Below are 25496 nucleotides of genomic sequence, written 5' to 3'. Positions count from 1 at the left end.
CGTCAGCCGCCGCTCCGCGTGACCGACGGCTGGAGGAGCTGGTCCACGGGCGCGTGGTCGTCGGTGAGCACCCGGGCGTCGCCGGTCCACGCGGCGAGCGCGTCCCCGGAGGCGATCCGCCACCCGGTCCCCCGGGCGTCCAGGCCCCGCTGCGTGGCGCGCAGGTCGAGGACGCGCCGGTCGGAGGCGAGCACGACCAGGTTGCCGCCCACGGGGCCGGCGCCCGGGTCGAGGCCGAGGTCACCGGGCTTGCCGACCACGGCGACGTGCTCGAACACCTCGCCCAGGGTGGCCACTTCGGCACGCGCGAAGTCCAGCCGCCCGTGGTCGATGAGGTTGACGACGTACAGCCCGTCCTCGTCGAGCACCCGCCGCACGTCGGTCATCGCCTCCACCGTGGTCAGGTGCCACGGCACGCTGACGCCCCCGAAGGCGTCGCCGACGACGAGGTCGCGACTGCCGGCGGCCAGCCGCCGCAGACCCAGCCGCCCGTCCTCGACCCGCACGTCGACCCCGGCGGCCGCGCGGAGACCGAGCCGCTCCCGGTCGATGCGTACGACCCCGCCGTCGATCTCGGAGACGAGGCTGCGGGTCCCGGGCCGGGTGGCGGCGAGATAGCGCGGGAAGGTGAGCCCGCCGCCGCCCAGGTGGTGGGCGGCGAGCGGCCGGTCCCCCGGGAAGGCCGCGTCCACCGCGGCGGCGAGGGCGCGCACGTACTCGAACCGAAGGAACGTCGGATCGTCCACGTCGACGTAGGAGTGCCGCACGCCGTCCAGCACCAGCGTGCGCCCGCCGGCCCGGTCGGGATCCGCGACCACCCGCGCGCAGTGGTAGCGGGTCTCCGCGTCGCAGCCGCCGGGCGCGACCGCGGTGGCGAGACCGCCCGCGACGACCACGAGGGCCAGCGCGGGCGTGCCGCTCCACCCCCGCGCACGCCACTCCACCACCGCCGCCCCGGCCACCAGCAGCGCCCCGAGGCCGAGCAGGATGCCGCTGACCGGCAACCGCGACACGAGCACGAACCCGGTCAGCACGGTCCCGAAGATGGCCCCGGCCGTACCGACCCCGGACAGCCGCCCCACGACCGCCCCGGTCTCGGCGAGGGTGGTCAGCCGCAGCTTCGTCACGACCGGCGTCACCGCGGACAGCAGCGCGCCGGGCACGAGGATGGTCATCGACGCGATGAAGAACAGCGCGGCCGGCGCCCACTCGGCGGTGGTCCGCAGCACGGCGGGCGTGAGCGCCACGACCGCCCCCGACACCCCGAGCGAGGGCCCCAGCAGCCGCCGCGGGTCGACCTGGTCGGCGAGCTTCCCCCCGAGCCACGACCCCACGGCGATCGCCGTCAGCGCGATCCCGATCACCATCGTGCTGGTCTCGAGGGTGAGCCCGAGGTAGGGGGCGAGCAGCCGCAGCGCGACGATCTCGACGACGAGTACGGCGGCGGAGGCCCCGAACACGAGCACACCGGCCCCCCGCGAACCGACCCCGCGCGCGGGGGCGTTGGCTTCAGCGACGACTGAGGGCGACGAATCGGTCACGGGGGGAAGTGTCCCACGCGACCCACCCCCTACTCCTCCTCTTCCTCCACGTACTCGTCGTCCGCCTCCTCGTCGTTGCCCTCCTCCTCTTCGTCGCCCTCCTCCTCGTCGTCCTCAAGCCCTTCCTCGTGCGTGCGGACGACCTCGCCGTCGCGGATCTCACCGCGCCAGCCCTCCAGTTCCTCGTCGTCGGAGAGGGTGGCGTACCGCAGGAAGTGCTTGAGGTCGAGGCGCAGACGACGGCCCTGCGCCCGCCAGATGTTGCCGGTCTTCTCGAAGAAGCCGGACGGGTAGTACTCGACGACGGCGACGACCCGCGTGAGGTCCGGGGTCAACTCGTGGAAACTGACGGCACCGCGCGTGGTCCCCTTGCCGCCCTCGGAGTTCCAGACGATGCGCTCGTCGGGAACCTGCTCCTGGACGGTCGCCTTCCAGCTGCGGTTGGAGAAGGCGATCTTGGCCTTCCAGTCACTCTCGGTGTCGTCCGACTGCGAGACGCTCTGGACGCCCTTGGTGAAGGAGCTGAACTCCTCCAGCTGCGTCCAGCGGTCGTACACGGTGCGCACCGGCTTGCCGACGTCGACGACCTCGACGATGTTGGTGACCTTCACGCTCCCGGCCTTGCCACCGCCCCCGCCGAAGGCCGCCTTCACGGTGTCGACCACCTTGTCCTTCACGTCCCCGGCCTTCTCGCCGAGGAACGCCTTGACCGGCGACTCCCCTTCGCCGAGCACACGCTTGCCCACGTTGAGCAACGTGCTGTCGCCGTCGCCCACCTCGCCGAGCCCCTGCGCGAGATCGCTGATCTTCTCCCCGGCCCGGTCCGCCAGCCGCTGCCCCTGCGCCGAGGCGAAGGCGGCCAACTCCTCCTTGAGCCGGTCCACACCAGACCCACCGGCCCCGGCGTCCTTCTCCTGCGCCCTGCCCACGGCCCACCTCCTACACCCCCACGCACACCCGCCCCCTCTCTCCCTCCACCTTCCTCCCGCGGGCGGGGGCTCGCATCTCCCCATCCGCCCCGAGCGGCGCGGCCCACTCGGCTGTTGTGCCATTTCAAATGGCATACTCGAAGGGTGACTGACGACGACGTTGAATTCCCGCCCGGCGACGGCCCCACCAGCGGTATCTCCGTCACCTTGACCACGGGAACCTTGCAGGCCATCCGCGAGCGGGTCGGCAAGCGTGGTGTCTCGGCCTACCTGGAGAAGGCCGCCCAGCGGCAGATCGAGCGCGACAACCTGGACGAGCTGATCGCGGACTTCGACAAGGTGCACGGTCCGGCCGACCCCGAGGCCGTCGCGGCCAAGCGCGCCCGAATGACCGGAGGCACCGCGAACCCAGGATCGGCCGCGTGAGCGGTGCCCTGGTCCTGGACAGCGAGGGCCTGGCGAAGACCGTGCAGCGGGACCGGGAAATCCACGAATGGCTGACGGCGGCTCGCGACGCGGACCTGCCCGTGATCACCTCGGCCGCCGTGCTGGTCGAGGTGATCCATCCCAAGATCAACGACGCCGCACTGCGGTGGACCCTGTCCCGCCTGGGCGTCGAGCCCGTGACGCAAGCGGTCGCCCAGTCCGCCGCCGCCCTGCTGCGGGCAGCCGGCCTGCACGGCCACACGTACGCCATCGACGCCATGCTGTGCGCGACCGCCTTGCAGCATCCCGGCCGGGTGACGATTCTGACTTCGGACGTGGAAGACATCGGCATGCTCACCGCCGGGCATTCCCGCCTGAGGACCGAGAAGGTCTGAGCCGTTGAACCAGGATGCCGGGCTGCTGCTAGCGTCCGGCGCCATGTGGGCTCAAGAGACCGTGGCCGGCCGGCCGACCGGCCTGGCGACACACCCCTTCCGGCGTGGTCTTCCGGGCTGTGCCTGGTGGGACGTTTCGGATGGGCCTGTCCGACGCGGAACTGGACGCGGTTCGTGCCATCGAGCGGGGCGACGGCGCCGATGACGACCTGGACGCGTTCTTCACCGGTGCTGACCAGGCCCGGCCGGTGCGGGAAGTACGCGTCGAGCCTTTCCTGATCGCTCGGCATCCGCTCACGGTGACGCAAGTACGGCACTGGCTGCCCGAGTACGAGGACGGCTTCACCGAGTCGGAGTCGAGCACGGCTCGGATCGAGGACGACCTGCCCGATCTGCTCGGGGCGTTGCCCTTCCGGCTGCCCAGCGAGGCGGAATGGGAGTATGCCGCCCGGGCAGGTACGACCACTCTGACCTTCCGGGGGGACAGGAGGCCGGAGGAGAACCAGGTCCTTGACGATTTCACCGACGAAGAGCGCACCGCCGCGGCCGAAAACGCCTTCGGGCTGGCGGCGATGGGATCGGCGAACGAGATCTGCGCCGACGTGTGGATCCCCCATTTCACGAACGCCCCCGCGGACGGACGCCCTCGCACCGGGGACGGACCGCGGGTGGTGCGCGGAGGCGCCGGCGACCTCTCTCCGTGGCAGGGCTGCGACGAGTGGCTGCTGCTGCTCTCCGCCACTCGCTACGAGCTCCAGGACTTCACTGCGGTCCGCCCGGTCGCACCTCTGCCGACCAGTCAGGGGCATGCCGAGCCCGCGGCGTCTTCATTCACGGAAGTCTGGCGACCGACGGGCAGGATGGCGTCATGAAGAAACAGTCCGTACTGCCAGTCCGGCGTGCCTCCTCGGGCTCAGTGCTGTCCTTGTGGTCACAGGACTCTGTGTTGTCGATCGGTTCAGTGGGATCCGTGCTGTCTGTGGGGTCCGTCGGTTCGGCCTTGTCGGTGGGCTCGATCGGAAGCGCCCTGTCGGTCGGCTCGATCGGTTCCGCCCTGTCGCTGATCTCAACCGGGTCGTGGCTGAGTACAGGATCGTTGTTTTCCGCGCAGTCGCGCTGGTCGGTGCTGTCCTGGCGCTCCTCTCGCGGTCTCCTGGCCGCGGGAGCGGTAGGGGCAGCGACTGGAGGCGCCCTGCTGCTCACTCACATGCTGCACAAGGCTGATACCGGCACCGGATGAACCTGGTCAGGCTGAGGAGTTGCTCCGCTCGGTGTTCAGACCGGTGGCCGCGAATGCAGCCCGCACCGATGTCGTCGAGGCACGCAGCCGTCTGAGCGAGGCCGTCGGCATGTGACCCGACGGCCGAGGCCCAAGGGGGTCGGGGGCAGCCCGGGCACAGCGCTGCCCGTCCGATGGGCGGAAATGAAACAACCCCCGGGTCAATGACCTGGGGGCTCGTATTGGAGCGGGTGACGAGAATCGAACTCGCGCTCTCAGCTTGGGAAGCTTGGGTTTTCTCCGGACGGTTGCCGGGCTGGCCTGCGGCTGACCGGCTATGGGGCCCGAGTGGTCAGCAACCTGGTCCCCGCCATTCCCCGTGGTTCCCCGCACGATCTGGCACGGTCCTGGCACGACATCTTCGTCCCGAACGCGATCAAGGGCCCTCGTGACGTTGCAATCAAGTATCAGGGCCGCTCTTTCGGTTCCGGGACTGTCCACCACTGTCCGGGACAGTCCTCGCGCGGCTGCAATGTTTGGCCCCCGTTTGGTCCCCTGGGCTGAGCCCGCGGAAGCTACCACTCTCGCGCAGCGGAAGAAGATGGAACGATCTCCAAGGCGTGCCGAGCGACCGGAATATTCTACTTTGTAATGTCTTGCCTGCTTGGGCTTCCTGCTGCGCATGTGACCTGGCGAGTCCAAGAGTTGACTTGAGGGGACATGGGCGTCGGTACCTGCCAAAATAACGGCGTGGGTATCGAAGCAAGGCGGACAAGCGCCTCGGAGCGCGTGGACAGCGCGCTAATCGAGCAAGAGCTGAAGGCGCTTACACCAGAGGATTTTGTCAATCACTATGTCATTGATCGCGTCCCGTGGATTTTTAATAGCCGACGACAGTACGTCGATTGGAAGATTGAGCTCGGTCGGGACCTCGACGTTGACCCGTTTTCGATCGTTGTGGTTGGGAGCGGATGTGTAGGGGTTAGCCTTTCCCCAAGTAAGAACTTCTCTCATTTTCACAGCGGCTCTGACATTGACGTTGCAGTTATCAGTTCTAGACATTTCGATGAGAGCTGGAGATGGCTTAGAACGCTCACCCCATCGGAGAGCCTGGCCTTGAGCAGGTTTGAGAAGAGCATGTTCAAATGGCATCATAAGAATCTAATTTTCGACGGTACGATTGCCACTGATAGTCTACTTTCAAAGGTTCCCTTTGGGAGGCAATGGACGGTTGCACTGGCGAAGGCTGCTCTCAGGGAACCAACCGAAGGACGGGAGATAAAGGCGCGAATCTACAGAGATTTTGAGTCTCTGCGCTATTATCAGGTCAAGTGTGTTAGAGATTTGCGTCTCGATCTGACGAACCCGGACCCTGACGAAGCGCCGGAAGCACTCGCAGTAAAGAATGCCGATATTTCGGAAATTGCACCAGAGAGGCAAATTGATGAATGCTGAGCTGCCTGCGAATCAGCGGTTTGCGGAGGCCACGCACCAGACGATTTCCTGGTTCTGGAAGAGGCTTAACTCTCAAGAGCTGGAACTGAGTCCCCCCTTTCAGAGGAACCCGGTTTGGCAAGTGGCGCAGAAATCGTTTCTTATCGACACGATCCTGCGTGGATATCCAATTCCCGAGCTTTACCTCCAGTCATCTACGACGGCTGAAGGGGATGAAGTGCACACCGTCGTTGATGGGCAGCAGCGAGTTCGGGCATGTATGGAATTTTTGGACGGATCTTATGCGCTCACCGATGAAGCAAAAGAGTATTCTGGTCTGAGGTTTGCAGATCTAGGTGACAATCTTAAAAAGCGTATCTGGCAATACAGGTTCGTCGTCAGATCCTTGCCCATCATGGAAGAGGAGGAGATTCGGAATATCTTTGGCCGACTCAACAGGAACAATGTTGCGCTGAATGGCCAAGAGCTGCGGCAAGCCACTTATTGGGGCGAGTTCATTACTTGCGTAAATAAACTGAGTCAGGATGATTTCTGGGTCAGCTCCAATATTTTTACGGCTAACGATTTTCGGAGAATGCTGGATATCGAATATGTGGGTGAGCTTGTCGTTGCATCCTTGTTTGGTCCGCAGAACAAGAAGGCGACTCTGGATAGATTTTACGGAGCGTTCGAGGAGGATTTCCCTGATCGAGAACGTGTGGAATCTGTTTTCGCTAAGGTATTGTCGGAAGTGGCCGAAATTCTAGAATGGCCGAACAAGTTGCGGTGGTCAAAGAAGATTGATTTCTATGCGCTATTTCTCGCGCTTTCTTCAAAGGTGAGTAGCTTCCCCTTGGGGGCGGCAGAGAGGGCGGATCTTCGTGAGAAGCTTGTTGACTTCTCGGAATCTGTAAACACTGTAGTGCGGCTTCCTGCCGGAGTGGCGGCTGATCCCTCGATCAGTCTCGCTGCCCGCGTATATGAAAGCGGAATCAGAAATTCGAGCGACCTTGCAAGCCGACGCAAAAGGATCAATGCGCTTAATAGCGTGTTGTGGGGTCCGGAGATGACTGAAGAGCCTCAACACGAATCAACCAGTCCAGTGGATCGCCTTGCAACAATTGAAGACTTGTATGCTTCTGCCCCTGACAGGGATGAGGAGAACCTCGACGGGGGTGACTAATGTCTTTCGAAGTCTCATTGGAGAAGGAATCCAGGCTTTTCAAGTCCGAGTACTTGGAGCCGTGCGAGGTATTCCTGTGCCGCGGGTTCTGAGCTGTATCGGCGTTTCATCTCGGCGGCGAGTTCGCGGCTCGTCATGATGAGCGACGGCATAGATTGCCGTCGCCATCCAGAGCACGGGCGCCCATCGTGAGTGCTTCCTCCGTGTCGCCTTCACGTGCTGCCGTGACCCTCAGCGTGACGCGGTCTCCCGCGTTGCGCATGGGTGAGCGCTCGCGACCGTCGAAGTCCGTGCCGGCCCTGAGTGCTTCCTCAGCGAGCGTGCGGGCGAGCTTGTCCTCACCGACCAGGCGATAGCAGTCCATCGAGTATGAAGTCGAACTTGGCGGGGTCCACTACGAAGTGGTTGTCCAGGTTGTCGGGATGCGGCATGCCTTCGAGCAGGCGCCGCCCCTTGTCGAGAGCGACCTCGACTTGCCGACGGTCGCCGAGCCGTGCCCACGCCTTGGCTTCCTGGCCTGAGCGCTGCACTGCCACGCTGTGGTGCGGCGCCACCCCACCTCCGGCCTGCGCTGCCGAGATCACGCCGCGGTAGTGGCCGGTCGTGAGCGCTGAAAGCCCATCGAGGGTCAGTGGGCTGGTCGGAAGGCTTCCGACAGCCGTTGGTGGTCGCCTGAGGTCAGGAAGGTTGCTGTACTTCGCTGCTGTACCGCTTCTAGCAGTACCGGGCCGGTGTCCGGCCAGTACGATGCGCAGGCTGGGCAATGTCCACGCGATGGGGGAGGGGTAATGAGGATCAAGGACCCGGAGTATCCGGCAGCGGTCGAAGCGGCCGTGGAGATCCTGCGGAAGCGGGCCCGACAGGGGCAGACCATGACGTACGGGGAGCTGAGCGCCGAGTTGGCGGTACAGGGCTTCGACTCCGTCCCGCCATACCGCGGAGTCATGACCTACCTGCTCAAGGATGTCTGCCTCCACCGCAACGAGGACGGACGAGCACCGATGCTTTCGGCGATCGTGGTGAACAAGGCCAGCCGGGAGCCATCCGACCAGTTCTCCGGCCTTGCCCGAAGCCTGCCGTTTTCCCGGCCAGGCAACTGGAGCTGGCGGGAGGAGCAGCAGCAGGTGTTCGCTCAGAGCCGCGAGGAATGACGTCGGCCCTCGATACGCGCTTTAGGAGTTCGATCTATGCCCGTCCCTGGGACCATCGGCGGCTGGAACGGCGGTCTTTCGGGGGCGCTGCTGTATGCCGCCGTCCGGCCTCGTTGATGTCAGCGTTGGATGTCAGCGAAACAGCTGAGGGACTGGGCAGACCTCCAATGCCTCCTCCGGCCGATCCGCACACTGCCACCAGGTCTGCCGGTCGATGCATCGCCACAGAGACCGGCAGGCCCTCCGGCCGTCGTCGTCTCGCTTGGACAGCACGAGACCGCCGGACTTCAGTGGCTGGCTGCACTCGGGACAGAGCTGGGCGTCGTCGGCCATACGGCGAACCCTAGGCCGGGCTAGCGGTTGATCGGGATCTCGTAGACGATCTCGCAGTGAGCGGCGGGCACCACGATGTCCGCCGTTTCGATGGGCCTACCGTCGTCGCTGTAGTACGTCCGTCGGATGTGCGTGACCAGTGCGGCCTTCTGGATGCCGAGTAGCGACGCCTCCTCGGCGGTCGCCTGCCTGGGCTCCGGCTGCTCCACGGCATGGCTGACCGTGATGCCGATCGCGGACATGCGGTTCACGACGCCCGCGCCTGCGTGCGGTCCTCCTTCGGGGAGAACGACGAGAGTCCCGGCGGTGAGGTCGTACGGCTCCCAACTGGTCGAGAGCTGCACGGGCCTGCCGTCGGCCAGGAACTCGTACGCGGTCCGGACGCACAGCTCACCCTCGGTGATCCCGAGTCGGGCGGCGATTTCCGCCGGGGCCGGCACCTTGGCGTCCGTTCTGCTCTCCCAGTCGCCCTGCCTGCCGACGGCCTTCATGTCCGCCCGGAACGGCGACCCTTCGGGCTGCTCGCGCGCCGACGACCGCACTACGCGCACGCGTTGCCGGGGCTCGGCGACGTAGGTGCCCGAACCGGCCCGACCTTCCAGCACGCCTTGGGAGATCAGCAGCTCCTGCGCCCTGCGGACGACGTTCTCGCCTACGCCGCACTCCTGGCCGATCTGCGCGCGGGAGGGCAGCCGGTCCCCCGGTTCCCACACGTGCTCCGCGATCCGCTGCCGTAGCTCGTCGGCGATGCGGAGATAGGGCGGCTGCTCAGACATATGGAAAATCTAGTCCACTAGTCCAATCTAGTTAACTAGCTTTACTCAAAGTGATCGTCGAGTGACGGAGGCTTCTCTGTGCCCGCTTCGCGAGTGAGCGCGGAGGCCATCGCCGCCCGGTTATCGGCAGTCGGGCTCACCACACGCGTGGAAGAGCGCGACCGGTGCACGTCGGTCGAGGCGGAGGTACCGGAATCGCTCTCCGCCGAGTCATGGCGGGAGGTCCTGGAAGTCCTGGCGGAGGCCGATCGATTCGGGCTCCACGCCACCAGCCAGAACGGCCGCACCCTCTGGGCGGTCGTACGCAAAGCGGCCCCCACGACGGGCGACGTCGGGGGACCGAGCCATCAGCGATAGGAGCTGAGCAGCGTGCTCAACCGTATCCGCCGTGCCGTCACGCTCGCCAGAGCGCGGCACTTCCCCAAGGGCAGGCACCGCCGAGCCTTAACGCCGTCCCGAACGGCTGTCGCGGCGCCGCTCGCGCTCGCCGTAGAACCACCGGCCGTCCCGGAATGGATGCCGGACACCGCTGACCGCCTTCACCTGCTCCTGGGCGAGGACAACGCGCTCGTCCGTCCGTACGTGCTGGCCTGGGAGCGGCAGCGCGCACGCCAACGCTCGATGATCGTGGCGCCGCGACTGTCGGCTGAGGCCTTCTCGGCTCTGGCAGGTGCTCGCTAATGCCCCCTCGTCAACAGCTCTATGTATCGGAAACCGGGGCTGCTGCCTACCGGTCGACTGCATGCAGGGTTGGCACTCACGCAGCCTGTGCGGAAGCGGCGCCATCTCCTGCGCCGGTCGACCTGCCGGTGATCTACGAGACGTGCGCCTGCCCCTGCCACCCCGCGCCGGACCACTCCACGCGACCGGCGGTGAAGCGGTGAGCAACTGGGCCCCCGGGGGTGCGCTGGCATCCAACGTCGAGATCACGGCGGCCACCGTTCTGCGGGGCGACATCATCCAAGTCGGCGGTCGGGCATGCCGGGTGAGCGACCTCTTCCAGTTGCCCCAGGGCGCGAAGCAACTCCTGTTCGAGTCGGGAGAGCTGCTGACCATAAACGGGCGAACCCGGCTCGTCGCCGTGCGGATGACGAGAAGGCGGTGACGTAGTCCATGACGTCTCGCCGCCTCGTCGTCGCTGACGACCTGAGACGCCAGATCACGACCGGTCGAATCGGACCCGGTGAACGGCTCCCGTCTGAGTCCGTCCTGGCCGACCGGTACAAGGTCAGCACGGCGACACTGCGAAGCGCCCTCGCCGTGCTCCAGGGAGAAGGCCTCGTCGAGAAGATCCACGGCAAGGGCAACTTCGTCCGCCGCCCGCTGCGCAAGGTCACGTACGTCGGTGGATGGGGCACGCTGGATCCACGGACTGCCGCAGACGTGGACCTGCGCATGACGGTCCGAACTACGGTGCTGCCCGCGCGGGGCCACCTGACAGCGCTGCTGAAGGTGGACGACGGAAGCCCACTGACCGAATACCTCCGACTCAGCTACGAGGGAGAGTCCCCACACAGCCTGGCCCGCGTCTACGTACCGCGAGACCTGACACCGACCAAGGCGCTCGGCGACCGGTCCTCAAGGGCGTGGGCGGAGGCCAGCTTCTCTGTGCCGGACCCGCCGCCGGCCGAGATCCACGAGATGGTGTCCGCCCGTCTCCCAACGCCGGACGAGGCGTCGACCCTGCGGATCAACACAGCCTTGGCCGTCCTCGCGATCACCCGCGTTGCGGCGGACAACACCGGGCGAGTCATTGAGGCGGCACTACTGGTGTTCCCTGGGGATCGTGTCGACGCTGTCTTCAGTACCCACCACGTGATCGAAGAAAGGCAGGCGCGCAGATGACGCCGCAGAACGAACTACGACTCCTCCCGTGGTCGGGCCCGGACGGCAAGCCCTGCTACCTGAGCACCGATGACAGCGGCGGCTACATGTCCCGCCTGGCGGACAACATCGAAGCGGTACAGCTCGGGATGGCAACCGATCTTCTGGAGCGGGCCGCGGGAGTCCTCGGCTACCAGGACGCCGGCCGCGATGACCTGCGGCTCATGCTGACCGAAGTGTCCCGAGCCCTACGAGACGTGGTCCGCGTGGCAGCCAGCCGCGGTCATCTCCTAGCGGTGAGCGAACTCCAGCCCTAAAGGCGCGGTCACGGCGGCGTCCCTGAGGTGGCCCTCCTGTCAGCGCTCAGGAGCCCGTCTACTGATCACCGGCTCCGCTGACCAGCGGGACTGAAGAGGCCCACGACTCTGAATAGTTCAGATGCCGTGGGCTTCTGTCGTTGCCGGTCAGTGTCGGGTGACCGTGAACGGCCGGGACGGCCCAGGATCCGCCCTCGGCTTCCACCAGCCAAAGAACACGACCTCTTCGTCCCGAAGCAACTTCGGTACACGTTCGGCCATAGGCTGAGGTGCCGTTCACATGCACTGACTGTCCGCAGGCGTCCGTGCATGTTCGCCTGCGTGCGTCGGCGTTGTCACGCAGTTAGGCACTCAGCAACCCGAGGAGCCAGCCACCACCTAGGGCTGTGTCCTCCCTAGCTGCTCTCATCTACAACGGAGCGCAGGCTTGTAGATGAACTTGTAGATGAGCTGTCTCCTGGGCGCCCGCAAAGCAGGGATTGTCACTCATCGTGACTACCGTGAAGGTCTAGTGGTGCTGTCGTGGATACGCTCCGTCGCTACGCTGCACCTTCGGTGACGGAGCGTATCCACGACAGCCCGACCTAAGGGTGCCCTTGGGGCAGACTTGACCTTCTCATAGTGGAATCTTTACCTACGGCCCTGACCTGGTCGTCCGTTGTAGGTCTGGCAAACCTACAACGGGCTCTTGTAGGTTTGCCTGCGTGGATACAGCTGAGCTGGCGACCGTCATCGCGGACTTGCGTAGTGAGGGTAGCGACATCGCGGAAGTGGAAGTCAAGCTGGCTGCAGGGGGATTCCCGCAGACTTTGGCTCCCACTTTGTCGGCATTTGCCAATACCCCAGGAGGTGGCACGCTCCTCTTTGGGCTGGATGAGTCCGACAATTTTGCTTCTGTTGGAGTATATGACGTTGCGGCCTGCAAGGCGGCTCTCGCCAACCTTGCTCGGACCGGTATGGAGCCAGCTCTAGTTCCTCGCTCGTGGAGTTTGGAATTCGAAGGAAAGGACATAGTTGTTGCGCAGATTGATGAGCTTTCCACCTCGGTAAAGCCGTGTCGAGTGAAAGGGACAGGGAAGGCTTACCTTCGCTCGTATGATGGTGATTATGAGCTGTCGCTTCTTGAGGAGCAGGCTTTCATTGCCAATCGGGATACACCTCGATTTGACCAGGAACCAGTAGCAGCAGCGACGATTGCAGATCTTGATCCGTCGCTGGTCTCTGACTATCTTGAAACATGTAAATCATCATCCGCCGCATTGGCCCGTTTTCAAGACTCTGAAATCCTCTTTCGGACGGGAGTTGTTGCGGAGCGGGAAGGCGCTCCTACGATGGCGGGTGTACTGGCGCTCGGACTTTACCCGCAACACTACTATCCGAACCTGGTAATTCAGGCGAGTGTTGCACCTGGACCGAACGATCCGCCAGGTACTCGTGCCGTGGATTCGAAAAAATTCGATGGTCCGATCCCGCTGATGCTTGACCAGGCGCTAAGGTGGGTTCAGCGTAATACGAGAAGTCGTGTTCGATTTGGCCGCGATGGGCATGGTCGAGACGAGCCTGAGTACCCGATCGAGGCAGTACGTGAACTACTCTCGAACGCGCTAATTCACCGTGACCTCGGGCCGTACGCTATGGGTGAAGCCATTACTTTGAAGCTAGAGAGCGGTCAGCTCATCCTGAGTAATCCGGGCGGCCTCTGGGGGCTGACAGTCGACCGTCTGGGCAAAACTGGAGTCACTTCTGCTCGTAATGGGTTCTTGACTCGCATCTGTCAAAATGTTCGTTATGCTCGTGATCAGCGGGTCATCGAAGCCCTGGCTTCTGGCATTCCAACTGTCCTCAGAAGTCTCCAAGAGGCCGGGATGGTTCCACCTCGTTTCCATGATCAGGGAGTTCGTTTTACAGTTCGGGTCCCCAACCACACGCTACTAGCTTCTGAGGACCTCGAGTGGTTGGCTTCTCTGCGTCCGGCGGTGCCACTGAGTGATATTCAGCGGCATGCAGCGGTGGCTATGCGGCAGGGGGTCAAGTGGTCCAATAAGACGCTCAGGGATGCGTTCCCCATGGACTCCCTGGACGCTAGGACGGTATTGGCTGGCCTGGTGGACGCAGGGGTCGCGGAAGCTGTTGGTGAGCGTGGTGGTCGCGTTTATCAGTTGTCTGAAAACCTACTGCCCGAGGGTGCCCCGGAGCAGCAAAGGCTTCCCATCGAATCAGAGGAGGTTCCTAGTGAGCTATCTGAGCCTCCCGTGCCGGCCGTGGAGGGTGAAACACCTTTGGCTTCGAGAGCCCGCGGGGCTCGTCGGGTAAATGCAGAAAACATCGCCAAGATTCTAGTGAGCGGACCTGCGTCCATGGCGACAATCCAGAAAGCCACAAACTTGTCTGAGAGGCAAGCTCTGTACGCGCTGCACCTATTGAAGGATCAAGGCAGAGTAGTTTTGCAGGGTGGGCAAGGGGACAGGAACAGCAAATGGGCGCTAATTCACGATGGTGAAAGCCGAACTGACTGATTTAGGTCGGTGGAGCGGCTTTGGGCTGGAGCTGCTTTGGGGCGAGTGATCTTGGCCCCGTAAGCTGATGGCGAGTCGGGCAGTCTGTGGACCTGCCCGTTAAAGCACGACGTTGGGGCCAAGATCTTAGAGGCTCGCCCCAAAGTGGCTGCCTAAAGCCGTGGAGCCGACCGCCCCAGCCACAGAGGGTGTCTCCCCACTTCATGCCCGCAGCCGCCGAGCGCGCCGCCGGGCGCGGCCAGCCGGGGCGAAGACAGGAGGCAGGCCGCGCCGTAGAGGCGGCGCGCGCCCGCGCCGTGCGCGGGCCTTGATGAAGTAGGGAAAGTCTTATCCCGCTGGGATGAGGTGCTTGCTTGTCTTGTCTCGGTTGATACTTGACGTTGTGGCTTCACCTGATGCTTGACACCGCTTGCCTCGGCTTGGCTGTGCGCGTCGTATCCGCGTGCAGGGAGGGCCGGGGCCGTGCTGGTGGAGTTGAGCGTGGTCGAGCAGCGGTATCACGCGGTGATGGAGGTCGCCGCGGGGGTCCCGGTCACTCAAGTCGCCGCCCGGTATGGGGTGTCGAGGCAGTCGGTGCACTCCTGGGTGCGCAAGTACAAGCAGTCGGGTCTGCCGGGTCTGACGGACCGGTCACACCGGCCGGACTCGTGTCCGCACCGGACAGCGCCGGAGGCGGAGGCTCTGGTGTGTGAACTGCGGCGCCGGCATCCGGGCTGGGGTCCGCGCAGGCTGGTGCACGAGCTGGAACGCAGGGGCACCACGCCGGTGCCGTCCCGGGCGACTATCTACCGGGTCCTGGTCCGCAACGGACTCATTGAGCCCGGGGTGCGTAAGCGTCGCCGGTCGGATTACCGCAGGTGGGAGCGGTCGGCGGCGATGGACCTGTGGCAGATGGACATCGTCGGCGGCATCCTGCTGGCCAACGGCAGCGAGTGCAAGATGGTCACCGGGATCGACGACCACTCCCGGTTCATGGTGATCGCGAAAGTGGTGCAGCGGGCCACGGCCCGAGCGGTGTGTCTGGCCTTCGGCGAGGCACTGGTGCGGTTCGGAGTGCCCGGCGAGGTGCTGACGGACAACGGCAAGCAGTTCACCGCCCGCTTCAGTCCCGGCAAGCCCGGAGAGACGATGTTCGACCGGATCTGCCGGGAAAACGGCATCGCTCACCGGCTGACGAAGCCGCAGTCCCCGACGACCACGGGCAAGATCGAACGCTTGCACCAGACTCTGCGTCGCGAACTCCTCGACCGGCGCGATCCGTTCACCGACCTGGCTACCGCGCAGGCGGTGGTGGATGCCTGGCTGGAGGACTACAACCGGATGCGGCCGCACCAAGCCCTGGACATGACCGTTCCGGCCAGCCGCTTCGTTCCTCGCCCGCGGTCCGAGCAGGACGCCCTGCCGGTGGTGCTACCCGCCCGCCTCGACCCCGTCCCCCAACCTGATGTCCCGGAGCCTCCACCCGAGCCTGTGGCGGCGGCGGCCTGGCCGATGGCGGAGGGGGAGGTCGGTGCGATCGAGGTGGAGCGGGTAGTGCCCGCCTCGGGAAACCTGAGCCTGCGCGGTCAGCAGATCTGGTTCGGCCCGGCCCTGGCCGGCATCACGGTGACCCTGCGGATCGACGTGAACCGGCTGCACGTCCTGATCGGCGGCGGCCGGCACAAGACGCTGCCCTCGAAGCTGTCCGGCCGGGACCTCAAGGCCCTGCTGGCAGGCGGGGACGCCCGACCCGCCGGGCCCCGGGCGGACGATCCCGGACCGGTGCAGGATGCGAAGGGGGCGGTGGAGGTGGACCGGACCGTGAACGCGGTCGGCTACGTCGGGCTGGGCGGTGACAAGGTCCTGGTCGGCTGGCCGTTCGCGGGACAGCGGGTCACCCTCCGCCTCGACGGGAAGGTTTTGCAGGTCTTGGACGAGCAGCGTGTCCTGCAGGCCACCCTGCCCAGCCCGCTGCCGCCCTCGGCCTGCGGTCGCCTGCAAGGGGGCCGTCCGGCCGGGCCGCCACCGCTGCTGCCTCCGCCCGGCCAGCAGATCGCCGAGCGGACCGTCAGCAGCGTCGGCGGCTTCATGGTCGCCGGACAGCGCGTCCAGCTCGGCCGCGGCTACGCCCACCAGGTCGTCACCGCCCACTTGGACGAGACATCGATCCGGGTCTTCCACGGCCAGGATCTGATCACCACCGTCCCGCGTGTCACCAGGAAGGAGGTGGTGGTCCGCAAGTCCGGCGAACACAACCGCCGGAAGATCGTGTGATCGCTGTGTCAGGAGGGTTCGGACGGCTGCTTGGACGGCCAGTTGGCCAGTCGGGCGCGGGCCTCCTGAGCAGTGACCGGCCACGGGTCATCAACCAAGCCCGCAACCGCCGGCCACGGCGAGTGCGGATGGTTTGCTACGAGCCTCCGCACGGCGTCATGCGGATCGTCGACCAGCCGTTCCAGCAGCTCAGGCGGGCAGTTGCGTTTGCTGGCCACCCGGTCTCGGACCCGCCAATCCGGATCCTTGATCAGCTCGGCCAGGATCTCCGACGGCGCCGTCCTGTTATGGGCAGCCCAGACACGCATGTCGGGACGGTTGCGCACCAGGTCCCACCAGACGGACAGCGGCATGGCTGCCCACGCCGAGCGGTTGTACTCCGCCGGATCCTCGCTCTCCCGCAGCCGGATGAACTCCTCCACGGAGGTGATCTCAGGGAAACGGTCCGTCATGGCAGCCAGTAAGCCACGATGTCTAGGTCAGACGTCAAGCATCACCTGGCGCCGAATCGTCAAGCATCAGCTGGGACTCGACAGGGATGAGGTGCTTGCCGTCGTGGCTTCGTACGTGGGGGCCAGCCCCGTCTAGGGCGTCCAGGAGTCTGATGGCGTAGACCTCGGACATGCGGTCGCTGACCTCGACGGGCGTGAGCCAAGAGACGGCTGTGGACTCGCGTGAGGTGCGTTCGGTGCCGCCGGAGGGCTTGCAGCGGAAGACCAGGGCGACGATGCCGCGGGTGGTGTTCTTGTAGACGCCGGTGAGTTCGTCGACCTCGACGTGGATGCCGGTCTCTTCCCAGACTTCGCGGGCTACGCCGGCCTCTGGGGTCTCGTTGAGTTCGAGTACGCCGCCGGGGAGTTCCCAGGTGCCGTTGTCGGCTCGGCGGATTGCCAGGAGGCGGCCGTCTTCGCGCACGACGACTCCGGCTACGGATACGGAGTGCAGGGGCGTCGACGTTGCTTCCTGTGGTTGACTCATGTACAGGAGCATAGGAGGCAGGGAAGGACTATGGGAACTGCGGTAGAGGGGGGCAGGTCCGGGCCTCGGTACGTGCAGATCGCGGACGAGATCGTGCAGCAGATCCGGGCGGGTGTGCTCAAGCCTGGTGACATGGTGCCGAGTGAATCGGAGCTGGTGGACCGCTACGGCGTGTCCGGCGGCACGATCCGCAAGGCCATGGTCGAGGTGCGGGCGAGCGGGCTCGTCGAGACCCGGCACGGCAAGGGCTCGATCGTGAAGGACCGGCCGCCGGTGCGGCACCGTTCCTCCGACCGCTTCCGGCGCTCGCTTCGCCAGGGCGGCAAGGCCGCGTACCTTGCGGAGTCCGCGCAGTCCGGCGCCACGGCCAAGGTGAGCGTCCTCTACATCGGCCCGATGGAGGCGCCCGCGGATGCCGCCCGGCGGCTCGGCGTTCCCGCTGGCACTCAGGTGCTTGCCCGGCGGCGTCTCTACTTCCGCAACGGCACCCCGGTCGAGACCGCCTCCTCCTACCTCCCGTGGGACGTCGTCAAGGACATCCCCGAGCTGTTCGCCGAGAACCCCGGCGGCGGTGGCATCTACGCCCGACTCGAAGACCACGGCCACGAGTTCGCGGAGTTCGTCGAGACGCTGCAAGCGCGGCCAGCCTCCAAGGCGGAAGCCTCCGAGCTCGCATTGAGTCCGGGTGCGCCAGTGGTTCATCTGATCCGGGAGGCCCGTACGACCGCCGGGGTCGTGGTGGAGGTCTGCGACACGCTCATGGCTGCTGACCAGTTCGTTTTCGAGTACCGGATCCCTGCCGCCGACTGACGCTCGCTCAACTTCTTGCAACCCGTCGTGACTTCGGTGTCGCGGCGGGTTGACTCATGTACAGGAGTGATGCACTCTTCTTCATGTCACTCATGTACATGAGTGACGGAGTTCAGCATCTGTAGAGGAGTGTTCTGCTGTGCGTCAGATCCCCGTCGACACCTCCGCCGCGACCGTGATGGTTGCCAAGACCCCGCAGCCCAAGGTGCGTGACCGCCGTACCGGCGAAATCGCTACCGACGCCGAGACCGGCGCGAAGCTGATGACCGTGGACGTGATGTTCGCGGCCAACGACGAAGTCGAGATCCTGTCCGTCACCGTCCCGGAGACCGGCATCTCCGGTGACCTGACCATGGGCACCCCGGCCGCGCTCACGGGGCTCATCGCCCGGCCGTGGGAGAACGAGTTCAACGGCCAGAAGCGGCACGGCATCGCCTTCCGCGCGGTCGCCGTCACCTCGCTGGCCACCACGGGCACGGCCTCGAAGGCGGCCTGAGCCATGACGTGGCCGACGGTCTTACTGCTGGTGGTCGTCGCCGCTGCGGGTCTCCTGCGGTGGCGGCGTCCCGCCTGGTACTGGACGACCTTCGGGGTCACCTTCGCTGTCGTGCGCGTCCTGGTCCGCTACGCCTCCGTCATGGAGGCCTGCGGGCTCACGGTCCCGCCCTCGCGCTGGCGCCTCATGCTGGCCCGGATGACCAACCGCCCGGCACCGGAATCCCGCGCGCCGCGCATCCTGCGGCTGCGGCCCACCCACACCGGCCTGGTCCTCCGGCTCAAACTCCGCCCGGGGCAGGACGCCTTCGACGTGGCCGCCGCCTCGGACCGGCTGCGCCACTCCTTCGGGATGTACGGCGTCACCTCCCGTGAGCTGAGCTCCGGTGTGGTCGAGATCCGGATGACCGGCTACGACGTGCTCAAGCGGGTGCAGATGCCGGCCAAGACCGACACCCGGCCGATGCGTGTTCCGGTCGCGTTGCGGGAGGACGGCTCGGTGCACTACCGCGACTACCGCGCCGTGCCGCACGGTTTGACTCTCGGGGCCACGGAGTCCGGCAAGTCCGTGTATCAGCGCAACCTCGTGGCCGGGCTCGCTCCGCACCATGTCGCGCTGGTCGGGATCGACTGCAAGCAAGGGGTCGAGCTGTTTCCGCTGGCACGCCGGTTCTCCGCGCTCGCCGACAACCCCGACACCGCGCTGGAACTGCTGGAGGCGCTGGTCTCCCACATGCAGGACGTGTATCAACTCATCCGCGCCGAACAGCGGATCAGCGTCGCCGTACCGGATGCGGAGATCGCCGCCGACGTCTGGGACCTGCCCGAGGACCTGCGGCCGGTGCCGGTCGTCGTCCTGGTCGACGAGGTCGCCGAACTCGCGCTCTTCGCCAGCAAGGAGGAAGAGAAGCGGCGGGACCGGATCATCACCGCCCTGGTCCGCCTCGCCCAGCTCGGCCGCGCGGCCGGCGTCTACCTGGAGATCTGCGGGCAGCGCTTCGGCTCCGAACTCGGCAAGGGCATCACCATGCTCCGCGCCCAGCTCACCGGCCGCACCGCCCACCGCGTCAACGACGAGACGTCCGCGAACATGGCCTTCGGCGACATCGCCCCGGACGCCGTCCTCGCCGCCATCCAGATCCCCGCCGAGACCCGCGGCATCGCCATCGCCGGGGACTCCACCGGCGGCTGGCACCGCATCCGCGCCCCGTACACCACGCTGCGCCAGGCCGTGAACGTCTGCAACAAGCACGCCGACCGCACCCCCGAGCTGCCCGCCCTCGCGCCCTTCCGGCCCGCGGTCGCTGCGCTGCCCTCGGCCCGCGTACCGCTGTCCAAGACAGCCCCGGCCACCGCCTGACCCATCCCCCTCCCACGGTCGGCGCGACCGTCCTTCGCGCCGGGTCCCTACCCCAGCCATGCCTGATGACAGGAAGGAGCCGTGATGGCCCGCCCCGCTCTCCGTATCGACGCCGTACTCGTTCAGGCCGTCATCGCCGGGGCGCTGTCCTTCGCCCACCTCCACGACCTCGCCGCCGCTGCCGGACAGAGCGGCTGGAAAGCCTGGGCCTATCCCGTCTCGGTCGATCTGCTCCTGGTCGCCGCCTGGCGACGGCTGCGGGCCGATGGGCCGTCCCGGTTGGCCTGGTGCTGGTTCCTCATCGCTCTGGTCGCGTCGCTCGGTGCCAACGTCGCCACCGCAGGGCTCCTCGACCTGGGCGACGTCCCGCCTTGGCTGCGCATCCTCGTCGCGGCCTGGCCCGCACTGGCATTCATGGGCGGCACCCTCCTCGCCCACTCACCCGCAGAACCTCCCCCGGCTCCGCCGACACCCTCCGACCCGACTCCGGACCCTGCGCCCGAAACGGCCGCCGCTGAGCCGGGCCCGACGCCCGAACCTTCCGCCGTCCCGCAGATCGAGGAAGCTCCTGCTCTGTCCACGGCCGTGCCGGTCCCTGCCGCGCTCGTCGACCATGCCCGCAAAGTCGCCGACGACCACCACGCCCGCACCGGCGCCCGGATCGACACCGACACCCTTCGCGCCCGCCTCGGCGTCCCGCCTCACCTCGCCGACGCCATTGCTGCCCACCTCAATGACATGACCGTGACACGAGAGGAGATCGACTGACATGCCCGCCCGCGACTTCTTCCACTCCGTCATGCGGATCGGCCCCGTGCAGATCGGCACCCACCGCGACCGGCGAGGCCAGACCAAACACGCCGCCGTGTGCACCAACGACCGCTGCGGCTGGTCCGCCGACTACTCCAGCCAGTCCGCCGCACAACTCGCCGCCCGCACCCACCGCTGCCGCGTCAGCTAGGAGGCCACCCGATGGACGTCCCGCTCTGGCTCGCGCTCCTCGCCGTCGGCTACCTCGGCGTCAAGCTCATCCGCCCGCCCTGGTGGCTCATCGCCGTACTGCTCCTCGGCGGCTTCCTCATCGCCGACAGCGTGCTGGCCCCCGTCGTCAACGGCTTCGTCAAGTAGCACGATCCGAAGGGAGAACCCCGATGCTCCGCCCGAAGATCCCGACCAACCCCACGCCCGCCGGCCACCTCACGCCGCCCGTGGTCGTCGAGCCGACCGCCGTCGTACCGAGTGCGCAGGTTCCGACTCCTGCTCCGGTCGCTCCTGCGCCGTCCCGGCCCACGGTGCAGCTCACCCCCGGCACCGCCCTCGCCCTCGTCGGCGGCGGAACGGCCGTCGTCCTGGTCGTCGGCGCCGTCCTCGTCTCGCTGCTCCTGGCCGTCGCCATCACCGGCGCCTCGGTCGCCGTCTGCGCCCTGGTGATCCGCTCCCTCGTCCAGGCCGACGCCAAGCGACGCTGACCGGCCCCCGGGCGGCCTCGATACCGCCAAGCATCCGCCGCCCGGGCGCCGTCCCCAACCGATCTCACAACCGGAAGGAAGCACCCAGCATGGCGCACCGCGCCCCGATCGCGCATGCCCCGCTGCTCGACCCGACCACCCTCGGCGACCTCCTCCGCGTCGCCTCCGCCCCCGACTACACCCGCTGGGAAGACCAGGTCCGCCGCACCGGCGGTTGCTCCGACCCCGTCCACCTCACCGGCTGGACCCTCCACAAGGACAAAACCACCGGCGAAACCCTGCACCACTACACGACCGCCGTAGAGCCTGGCGGACGCCTTCGCCTCGCCTGCGGCAACCGCCGCGCCTCCCGCTGCCCCTCCTGCGCCTGGACCTATGCAGGCGACACCTATCACCTCATCCGCGCGGGCCTGGCTGGAGACGACCGCCGAGACGTCCCCACCACGGTCCGGGAACACCCGCGCGTGTTCGCCACGCTTACAGCCCCCTCCTTCGGCCCGGTCCACAACCGGCCCGACCACGGCACCTGCCGCTGCGGCACCCAACACGCCCCGGACGCCCCAGAACTGGGCACCGCCCTCGATCCCACCACGTACGACTACGCGGGCGCCGTCCTGTTCAACAACCATGCCGGACAGCTCTGGCAGCGCTTCACCACACGACTGCGCCGCGAACTCGCCGCCCGCGCCAGCCTCACCCGCCGAGAACTCGCCGGCCGCCTCCGCGTCTCCTACGGCAAGGTCGCCGAATTCCAGAAGCGCGGCGCCCTCCACTTCCACGCGGTGATCCGGCTCGACGGACCGGACGGACCCGGAACGCCCCCGCCTACCTGGGCTACGGTGGGCCTCCTCGCCGATGCCATCCATGCTTCTGCCGCGCACTCCTACACGTCCGTCTCTGTTCCGACCGCCGGAGACCAATCGGCCCGGTCCTTCCGCTGGGGCACACAGCTCGACGTCCGGCCGGTGCAAGCCTTCGGCGACGGCTCCGACATCACCGAACAGGCCGTCGCCTCCTACGTCGCCAAGTACTCCACCAAAGCCGCCGAGAACACCGGCACCCTCGACCGCCGCATCGGCGAACTCGCCGAACTCGACCGCCACCAGGTCCCGGACCACACCCGCCGACTCATCACCGCCTGCCGCGACCTGGACCGCCTCTACCCGGACCGGCGGCTGTGGGCGTGGGCGCACATGCTCGGCTTCCGCGGTCACTTCTCCTCGAAGTCCCGCCACTACTCCACCACCCTCGGCGCCCTCCGCCAGGCCCGTGCCGACTACCGCGCCGCCCAGGACCATGCCGCCCTCGCCCTGGACGACCGCGAGCCGGACAGCGTCCTCGTCCTGAGGGACTGGCAGTACGCCGGACACGGTCACACCCCCGGCGAATCCGCCCTTGCCGCCACCATCGCCCGGGACCTCCGGCTCAACCGCGAGACCGCCCGCGATGCCCTGCGCGACCAATCCGCAGCCGAGGGGGAGTGGTGACCATGGATGGACTCCTCACCGTGGACCAGGCGGCTGAACTGCTGGGCACGACCGTCCGCTTTCCCCGGCGGCTCATCGAGGAGCGGCGCATCCGGTACGTCAAGGTCGGACGGCACGTTCGTATCCCGGAGAGCGCCCTCCGCGACTACGTCGCCTCGCGCACTGTGGAGCCGCTGAGGCGGCCTCGGTCTCGCTTCGGGAGGGCAGCTGCCTGATGGCCAACAGCAAGGGCAGGCGACGCCGGTTCGGCGCGATCAGAAGGCTTCCATCCGGCCGGTACCAGGCTCGCTATCCGGGCCCTGACGGCGTGATGCGTCCGGCGCCCGTCACCTTCGAGACGACGGCCGATGCCGACGACTGGCTTGCCGAACGGCAGACAGAGATCCGCCGGGGTGAGTGGCGCGATCCCGAGGCAGGCGCGGTGAGCTTCCAGGCCTACGCCGACAAGTGGGTCGACGAACGAGAGCTCGCGCCGCTCACCCGAGATCTGTACCGTTACCTCCTCGATAAGCACCTGTTCGCCTTCGCCGCGTCGGACTTGGACGAGATCACCGCGCCGCGTGTCCGCGAATGGCGGGCCGATCGACTGCGGGCCACTAATGCCAAGACGATGACGGCCAAGGCGTACCGGCTTCTCAAGGCCATCATGGAAACGGCCGTGGACGACGAGCTGATCACCCGCAACCCGTGCCGAATCAAGGGAGCGGGGAAGGAGAAGGCGGCTGAGCGACGCATCGCGACCGTTGCCCAAGTCGATGCCCTTGCCGAAGCCGTAGGCATGAGGTGGCGGCTCATGGTCTACCTCGGCGCGTACGGTCCGATGCGTCCGGAAGAGCTGGCCGGCCTCCGGCGCCGAGACATCGACCTCGACGAACTGCGCGTCCGCGTCCGCCTCGCCGAGCCGGAGCGGACGAACGGGCGACGCGTCCAGGGCGACACCAAGTCCGAGGCGGGCACCCGGACTGTGATTCTTCCAGCGTTCCTTCGCCGAGAGCTCCGCTGGCACCTGGAGAGCTATGCCGAGCCGGGCCCGGACGGGCTGATCTTCGTCGGGGAGAAGGGTGCTCCCTTCCGGCGCAGCACCTTCGGGCGGAAGTGGCGGAAGGCGCGTGAGACGGTCGGCATGCCAGAGGGCTTCCGCTTCTACGATCTCCGGCACACGGGACACACCCTGTCCACGCGCTCCGGGGCCACGCTCAAAGACACCATGGTCCGTGCCGGGCAGTCCTCGGAGAAGGCGGCGCTGATCTATCAGCACTCCGACGACGAGCGGCAAGTGGAGGTCGCCGCCGGGCTGGACGCCACCGTGCGGAAGGCGCGGGCCGCTGCCAGGGAGAAGCAGCCCGACAGGCCTTCTGGCACGGATCTGGCACGCGGCGAGTGATCACAGCGCACAGCAAAAAGGCCCGGGTCTCTGACCTGGGCCTTCTGTATGGAGCGGGTGACGAGAATCGAACTCGCGCTCTCAGCTTGGGAAGCTGATGTTCTACCATTAAACTACACCCGCGTAAGACGCCGACCACGGTCGGTGCCTGGACGCTCGGTTACTCTACCCCATCGCTGGCCCCCGGTGTTTGCGCCGTGGGGCCGGTGGTCGTTCCGGGGTGGGGGGACGCGGCTTCGGGTGGGTCGGGTGGGGCGTAGGTTGGGGCGTACGGTGGGGGCCTTCGAGAGGGTGCGTGCGAGGGCGGAGTGCCGCCTGGAAGGTCGTCTCTTTCATCCCCTACTGTGGCTTTTGTCGTCAGGGTAGAAGACACCCAGACGCGGCTTCTGGGGAAGGGACTTGAAGGACTTGATGGAGCGCACCACCGTCGTCCGCTGTGCCGATGGGCACGTGTTCACCGCCGCCTCGTTCCCGATGCAGCAGGCCGGTCGCCTCGGCCCCGGCCGGCTCGTCCGATGTCCGCGGTGTGCGCGGCTGAGGAGTGCCGTGCCGGTGGGTTCGCAGCAGCGGTAGGGCAGGACCGGGCGCGCGGTGCGGCGGCGGTTGTCGCAGCTCCGCGCGCCTTGCGTATCCTCGGTGCGTGCTTCTCTCAGACAAGGACATCCGGGCCGAGATCGACTCCGGGCGGGTGCGGATCGATCCCTTCGACGACTCCATGGTGCAGCCGTCGAGCATCGACGTACGCCTCGACCGCTACTTCCGGGTGTTCGAGAACCACCGGTACCCGCACATCGACCCCTCCGTCGAGCAGGTGGACCTCACCCGGCTCGTGGAGCCGGAGGGCGACGAGCCCTTCATCCTGCACCCGGGCGAGTTCGTGCTGGCCAGTACGTACGAGGTCGTCTCGCTGCCCGACGACCTCGCCTCGCGGCTGGAGGGGAAGAGCTCCCTCGGCCGGCTCGGTCTGGTCACGCACTCCACGGCCGGGTTCATCGACCCCGGTTTCTCGGGGCACGTGACGCTCGAACTGAGCAACCTCGCGACCCTGCCGATCAAGCTGTGGCCGGGGATGAAGATCGGGCAGCTGTGCATGTTCCGGCTCACGTCGCCGGCCGAGCACCCCTACGGGAGCGAGCGGTACGGGTCCCGTTACCAGGGGCAGCGGGGGCCGACGGCCTCCCGCTCCTTCCTCAACTTCCATCGGACCCAGGTATGA

General features: G+C 66.6%; 31 protein-coding genes and 1 tRNA gene. 25 read left to right on the top strand and 7 right to left on the bottom strand.

Annotated features, from left to right (window positions below; translation table 11 throughout):
• Positions 1–2: 2 nt before the first annotated feature.
• Positions 3–1541 carry a fused MFS/spermidine synthase gene (locus IE108_RS01210; protein ID WP_064728950.1) on the bottom strand — a complete coding sequence of 513 codons (1539 nt, stop codon included), beginning with the start codon at positions 1539–1541 and terminating at the stop codon, positions 3–5.
• A 29-nt stretch (positions 1542–1570) separates the two neighbouring features.
• Positions 1571–2470: an SRPBCC family protein gene (locus IE108_RS01205; RefSeq protein ID WP_064728951.1), complete on the bottom strand. Its 900-nt coding sequence runs from the start codon at positions 2468–2470 to the stop codon at positions 1571–1573.
• Positions 2471–2614: 144 nt separating this feature from the next.
• On the opposite strand from IE108_RS01205, the gene IE108_RS01200 reads away from it, so the two are divergent.
• The 6 genes from IE108_RS01200 (at position 2615) to IE108_RS01180 (ending at position 7127) form a co-directional block, all read left to right on the top strand.
• Positions 2615–2896, top strand: a complete 282-nt coding sequence (locus tag IE108_RS01200; RefSeq protein WP_064728952.1) for a hypothetical protein — start codon at positions 2615–2617, stop codon at positions 2894–2896.
• Positions 2893–3291 carry a PIN domain-containing protein gene (locus tag IE108_RS01195; RefSeq protein ID WP_064728953.1) on the top strand — a complete coding sequence of 133 codons (399 nt, stop codon included), beginning with the start codon at positions 2893–2895 and terminating at the stop codon, positions 3289–3291. The genes IE108_RS01200 and IE108_RS01195 overlap by 4 nt, the downstream gene beginning before the upstream one ends.
• 140 nt (positions 3292–3431) lie before the next feature.
• Positions 3432–4163: a formylglycine-generating enzyme family protein gene (locus tag IE108_RS01190; protein ID WP_064728954.1), complete on the top strand. Its 732-nt coding sequence runs from the start codon at positions 3432–3434 to the stop codon at positions 4161–4163.
• Entirely contained in the window at positions 4160–4531 is a 372-nt protein-coding gene (locus IE108_RS34715) for a hypothetical protein (protein WP_079163593.1), read from the top strand. The genes IE108_RS01190 and IE108_RS34715 overlap by 4 nt, the downstream gene beginning before the upstream one ends.
• 729 nt (positions 4532–5260) lie before the next feature.
• Positions 5261–5965, top strand: a complete 705-nt coding sequence (locus tag IE108_RS01185; protein ID WP_159394618.1) for a hypothetical protein — start codon at positions 5261–5263, stop codon at positions 5963–5965.
• Entirely contained in the window at positions 5955–7127 is a 1173-nt protein-coding gene (locus tag IE108_RS01180) for a DUF262 domain-containing protein (RefSeq protein ID WP_159394619.1), read from the top strand. Before IE108_RS01185 ends, IE108_RS01180 begins: the two co-directional genes overlap by 11 nt.
• Before the next feature lie 338 nt (positions 7128–7465).
• Here IE108_RS01180 and IE108_RS34710 read toward each other — a convergent pair whose 3' ends face one another.
• Positions 7466–7711 carry a hypothetical protein gene (locus IE108_RS34710; protein WP_229851539.1) on the bottom strand — a complete coding sequence of 82 codons (246 nt, stop codon included), beginning with the start codon at positions 7709–7711 and terminating at the stop codon, positions 7466–7468.
• Positions 7712–7915: 204 nt separating this feature from the next.
• On the opposite strand from IE108_RS34710, the gene IE108_RS01170 reads away from it, so the two are divergent.
• Entirely contained in the window at positions 7916–8278 is a 363-nt protein-coding gene (locus IE108_RS01170) for a hypothetical protein (RefSeq protein ID WP_064728955.1), read from the top strand.
• 353 nt (positions 8279–8631) lie between these two features.
• Here IE108_RS01170 and IE108_RS01165 read toward each other — a convergent pair whose 3' ends face one another.
• Positions 8632–9387 carry a GntR family transcriptional regulator gene (locus IE108_RS01165; RefSeq protein WP_064728956.1) on the bottom strand — a complete coding sequence of 252 codons (756 nt, stop codon included), beginning with the start codon at positions 9385–9387 and terminating at the stop codon, positions 8632–8634.
• Between the two features lie 78 nt (positions 9388–9465).
• On the opposite strand from IE108_RS01165, the gene IE108_RS34705 reads away from it, so the two are divergent.
• From IE108_RS34705 to IE108_RS01135, 7 genes are all read left to right on the top strand, one after another.
• Positions 9466–9744, top strand: coding sequence for a hypothetical protein (locus tag IE108_RS34705; RefSeq protein WP_064728957.1), 279 nt, complete (start codon positions 9466–9468; stop codon positions 9742–9744).
• Positions 9745–9756: 12 nt separating this feature from the next.
• Positions 9757–10068: a hypothetical protein gene (locus tag IE108_RS01160; RefSeq protein ID WP_064728958.1), complete on the top strand. Its 312-nt coding sequence runs from the start codon at positions 9757–9759 to the stop codon at positions 10066–10068.
• A 199-nt stretch (positions 10069–10267) separates the two neighbouring features.
• Positions 10268–10492 carry a hypothetical protein gene (locus tag IE108_RS01155; protein WP_053637609.1) on the top strand — a complete coding sequence of 75 codons (225 nt, stop codon included), beginning with the start codon at positions 10268–10270 and terminating at the stop codon, positions 10490–10492.
• An 8-nt stretch (positions 10493–10500) separates the two neighbouring features.
• Positions 10501–11232, top strand: a complete 732-nt coding sequence (locus IE108_RS01150) for a GntR family transcriptional regulator (RefSeq protein ID WP_064728959.1) — start codon at positions 10501–10503, stop codon at positions 11230–11232.
• Positions 11229–11528: a hypothetical protein gene (locus tag IE108_RS01145; RefSeq protein ID WP_064728960.1), complete on the top strand. Its 300-nt coding sequence runs from the start codon at positions 11229–11231 to the stop codon at positions 11526–11528. The genes IE108_RS01150 and IE108_RS01145 overlap by 4 nt, the downstream gene beginning before the upstream one ends.
• A 704-nt stretch (positions 11529–12232) precedes the next feature.
• Positions 12233–14044: an RNA/DNA-binding domain-containing protein gene (locus IE108_RS01140; RefSeq protein ID WP_079163597.1), complete on the top strand. Its 1812-nt coding sequence runs from the start codon at positions 12233–12235 to the stop codon at positions 14042–14044.
• Positions 14045–14518: 474 nt separating this feature from the next.
• A complete protein-coding gene (locus IE108_RS01135; RefSeq protein WP_079163837.1) occupies positions 14519–16297 on the top strand; it encodes an IS481 family transposase in 1779 nt (592 codons plus the stop codon).
• A gap of 8 nt (positions 16298–16305) precedes the next feature.
• On the opposite strand, the gene IE108_RS01130 is transcribed toward IE108_RS01135, so the two are convergent.
• Entirely contained in the window at positions 16306–16749 is a 444-nt protein-coding gene (locus tag IE108_RS01130; protein WP_064728961.1) for a hypothetical protein, read from the bottom strand.
• Positions 16750–16783: 34 nt separating this feature from the next.
• Positions 16784–17287 carry an NUDIX hydrolase gene (locus IE108_RS01125; RefSeq protein ID WP_064728962.1) on the bottom strand — a complete coding sequence of 168 codons (504 nt, stop codon included), beginning with the start codon at positions 17285–17287 and terminating at the stop codon, positions 16784–16786.
• An 18-nt stretch (positions 17288–17305) separates the two neighbouring features.
• Between IE108_RS01125 and IE108_RS01120 the strand changes: the two genes are divergently transcribed.
• From IE108_RS01120 to IE108_RS01075, 10 genes are all read left to right on the top strand, one after another.
• The gene (locus tag IE108_RS01120) at positions 17306–18085 is read left to right on the top strand and encodes a GntR family transcriptional regulator (protein ID WP_064728963.1); all 780 of its coding nucleotides are present in this window, start codon (positions 17306–17308) and stop codon (positions 18083–18085) included.
• A gap of 139 nt (positions 18086–18224) precedes the next feature.
• Positions 18225–18581 (top strand): SCO3933 family regulatory protein, encoded by a 357-nt coding sequence (locus IE108_RS01115; protein ID WP_064728964.1) that lies wholly within the window; start codon positions 18225–18227, stop codon positions 18579–18581.
• A gap of 3 nt (positions 18582–18584) precedes the next feature.
• Positions 18585–19940 (top strand): FtsK/SpoIIIE domain-containing protein, encoded by a 1356-nt coding sequence (locus IE108_RS01110; RefSeq protein ID WP_064728965.1) that lies wholly within the window; start codon positions 18585–18587, stop codon positions 19938–19940.
• An 84-nt stretch (positions 19941–20024) separates the two neighbouring features.
• Entirely contained in the window at positions 20025–20708 is a 684-nt protein-coding gene (locus IE108_RS01105; RefSeq protein ID WP_064728966.1) for a DUF2637 domain-containing protein, read from the top strand.
• 1 nt (position 20709) lies between these two features.
• Positions 20710–20901 (top strand): mobile element transfer protein, encoded by a 192-nt coding sequence (locus IE108_RS01100; RefSeq protein WP_007388789.1) that lies wholly within the window; start codon positions 20710–20712, stop codon positions 20899–20901.
• 11 nt (positions 20902–20912) lie between these two features.
• Positions 20913–21068 carry a hypothetical protein gene (locus tag IE108_RS01095; protein ID WP_003950175.1) on the top strand — a complete coding sequence of 52 codons (156 nt, stop codon included), beginning with the start codon at positions 20913–20915 and terminating at the stop codon, positions 21066–21068.
• Between the two features lie 23 nt (positions 21069–21091).
• Complete coding sequence (locus IE108_RS01090) at positions 21092–21409, top strand: hypothetical protein (RefSeq protein WP_064728967.1); 318 nt, start codon at positions 21092–21094, stop codon at positions 21407–21409.
• 89 nt (positions 21410–21498) lie between these two features.
• Positions 21499–22896 (top strand): replication initiator protein RepSA, encoded by a 1398-nt coding sequence (gene repSA / locus IE108_RS01085; RefSeq protein WP_064728968.1) that lies wholly within the window; start codon positions 21499–21501, stop codon positions 22894–22896.
• A gap of 2 nt (positions 22897–22898) precedes the next feature.
• Positions 22899–23111, top strand: a complete 213-nt coding sequence (locus IE108_RS01080) for an excisionase family DNA-binding protein (RefSeq protein WP_064728969.1) — start codon at positions 22899–22901, stop codon at positions 23109–23111.
• The gene (locus IE108_RS01075; RefSeq protein WP_079163598.1) at positions 23111–24280 is read left to right on the top strand and encodes a tyrosine-type recombinase/integrase; all 1170 of its coding nucleotides are present in this window, start codon (positions 23111–23113) and stop codon (positions 24278–24280) included. Before IE108_RS01080 ends, IE108_RS01075 begins: the two co-directional genes overlap by 1 nt.
• A gap of 49 nt (positions 24281–24329) precedes the next feature.
• On the opposite strand, the gene IE108_RS01070 is transcribed toward IE108_RS01075, so the two are convergent.
• Positions 24330–24403, bottom strand: a tRNA-Gly gene (locus tag IE108_RS01070).
• Positions 24404–24920: 517 nt separating this feature from the next.
• On the opposite strand from IE108_RS01070, the gene dcd reads away from it, so the two are divergent.
• Positions 24921–25496: a dCTP deaminase gene (gene dcd, locus IE108_RS01065; protein WP_064728971.1), complete on the top strand. Its 576-nt coding sequence runs from the start codon at positions 24921–24923 to the stop codon at positions 25494–25496.

The sequence above is a fragment of the Streptomyces parvulus genome, from assembly GCF_014648855.1.
GTDB classification, from domain to species: domain Bacteria; phylum Actinomycetota; class Actinomycetes; order Streptomycetales; family Streptomycetaceae; genus Streptomyces; species Streptomyces parvulus.
The sequence above is the reverse complement of the archived record's forward strand: the minus strand, read 5'-3'. Positions and strand labels throughout refer to the sequence as shown.

What these genes read in the sequence shown, in the direction of transcription:
- IE108_RS01190 (WP_064728954.1), top strand. Translation starts at nt 3,432, where the DNA reads ATGGGCCTGTCCGACGCGGAACTGGACGCGGTTCGTGCCATCGAGCGG.
- IE108_RS01105 (WP_064728966.1), top strand. Translation starts at nt 20,025, where the DNA reads ATGGCCCGCCCCGCTCTCCGTATCGACGCCGTACTCGTTCAGGCCGTC.
- repSA (WP_064728968.1), top strand. Translation starts at nt 21,499, where the DNA reads ATGGCGCACCGCGCCCCGATCGCGCATGCCCCGCTGCTCGACCCGACC.
- IE108_RS01110 (WP_064728965.1), top strand. Translation starts at nt 18,585, where the DNA reads ATGACGTGGCCGACGGTCTTACTGCTGGTGGTCGTCGCCGCTGCGGGT.
- IE108_RS01080 (WP_064728969.1), top strand. Translation starts at nt 22,899, where the DNA reads ATGGATGGACTCCTCACCGTGGACCAGGCGGCTGAACTGCTGGGCACG.
- IE108_RS01150 (WP_064728959.1), top strand. Translation starts at nt 10,501, where the DNA reads ATGACGTCTCGCCGCCTCGTCGTCGCTGACGACCTGAGACGCCAGATC.
- IE108_RS01100 (WP_007388789.1), top strand. Translation starts at nt 20,710, where the DNA reads ATGCCCGCCCGCGACTTCTTCCACTCCGTCATGCGGATCGGCCCCGTG.
- IE108_RS01165 (WP_064728956.1), bottom strand. Translation starts at nt 9,387, where the DNA reads ATGTCTGAGCAGCCGCCCTATCTCCGCATCGCCGACGAGCTACGGCAG.
- IE108_RS01125 (WP_064728962.1), bottom strand. Translation starts at nt 17,287, where the DNA reads ATGCTCCTGTACATGAGTCAACCACAGGAAGCAACGTCGACGCCCCTG.
- IE108_RS01075 (WP_079163598.1), top strand. Translation starts at nt 23,111, where the DNA reads ATGGCCAACAGCAAGGGCAGGCGACGCCGGTTCGGCGCGATCAGAAGG.
- IE108_RS01170 (WP_064728955.1), top strand. Translation starts at nt 7,916, where the DNA reads ATGAGGATCAAGGACCCGGAGTATCCGGCAGCGGTCGAAGCGGCCGTG.
- IE108_RS01145 (WP_064728960.1), top strand. Translation starts at nt 11,229, where the DNA reads ATGACGCCGCAGAACGAACTACGACTCCTCCCGTGGTCGGGCCCGGAC.
- IE108_RS01130 (WP_064728961.1), bottom strand. Translation starts at nt 16,749, where the DNA reads ATGACGGACCGTTTCCCTGAGATCACCTCCGTGGAGGAGTTCATCCGG.
- IE108_RS34715 (WP_079163593.1), top strand. Translation starts at nt 4,160, where the DNA reads ATGAAGAAACAGTCCGTACTGCCAGTCCGGCGTGCCTCCTCGGGCTCA.
- IE108_RS01120 (WP_064728963.1), top strand. Translation starts at nt 17,306, where the DNA reads ATGGGAACTGCGGTAGAGGGGGGCAGGTCCGGGCCTCGGTACGTGCAG.
- IE108_RS01095 (WP_003950175.1), top strand. Translation starts at nt 20,913, where the DNA reads ATGGACGTCCCGCTCTGGCTCGCGCTCCTCGCCGTCGGCTACCTCGGC.
- IE108_RS01180 (WP_159394619.1), top strand. Translation starts at nt 5,955, where the DNA reads ATGAATGCTGAGCTGCCTGCGAATCAGCGGTTTGCGGAGGCCACGCAC.
- IE108_RS01090 (WP_064728967.1), top strand. Translation starts at nt 21,092, where the DNA reads ATGCTCCGCCCGAAGATCCCGACCAACCCCACGCCCGCCGGCCACCTC.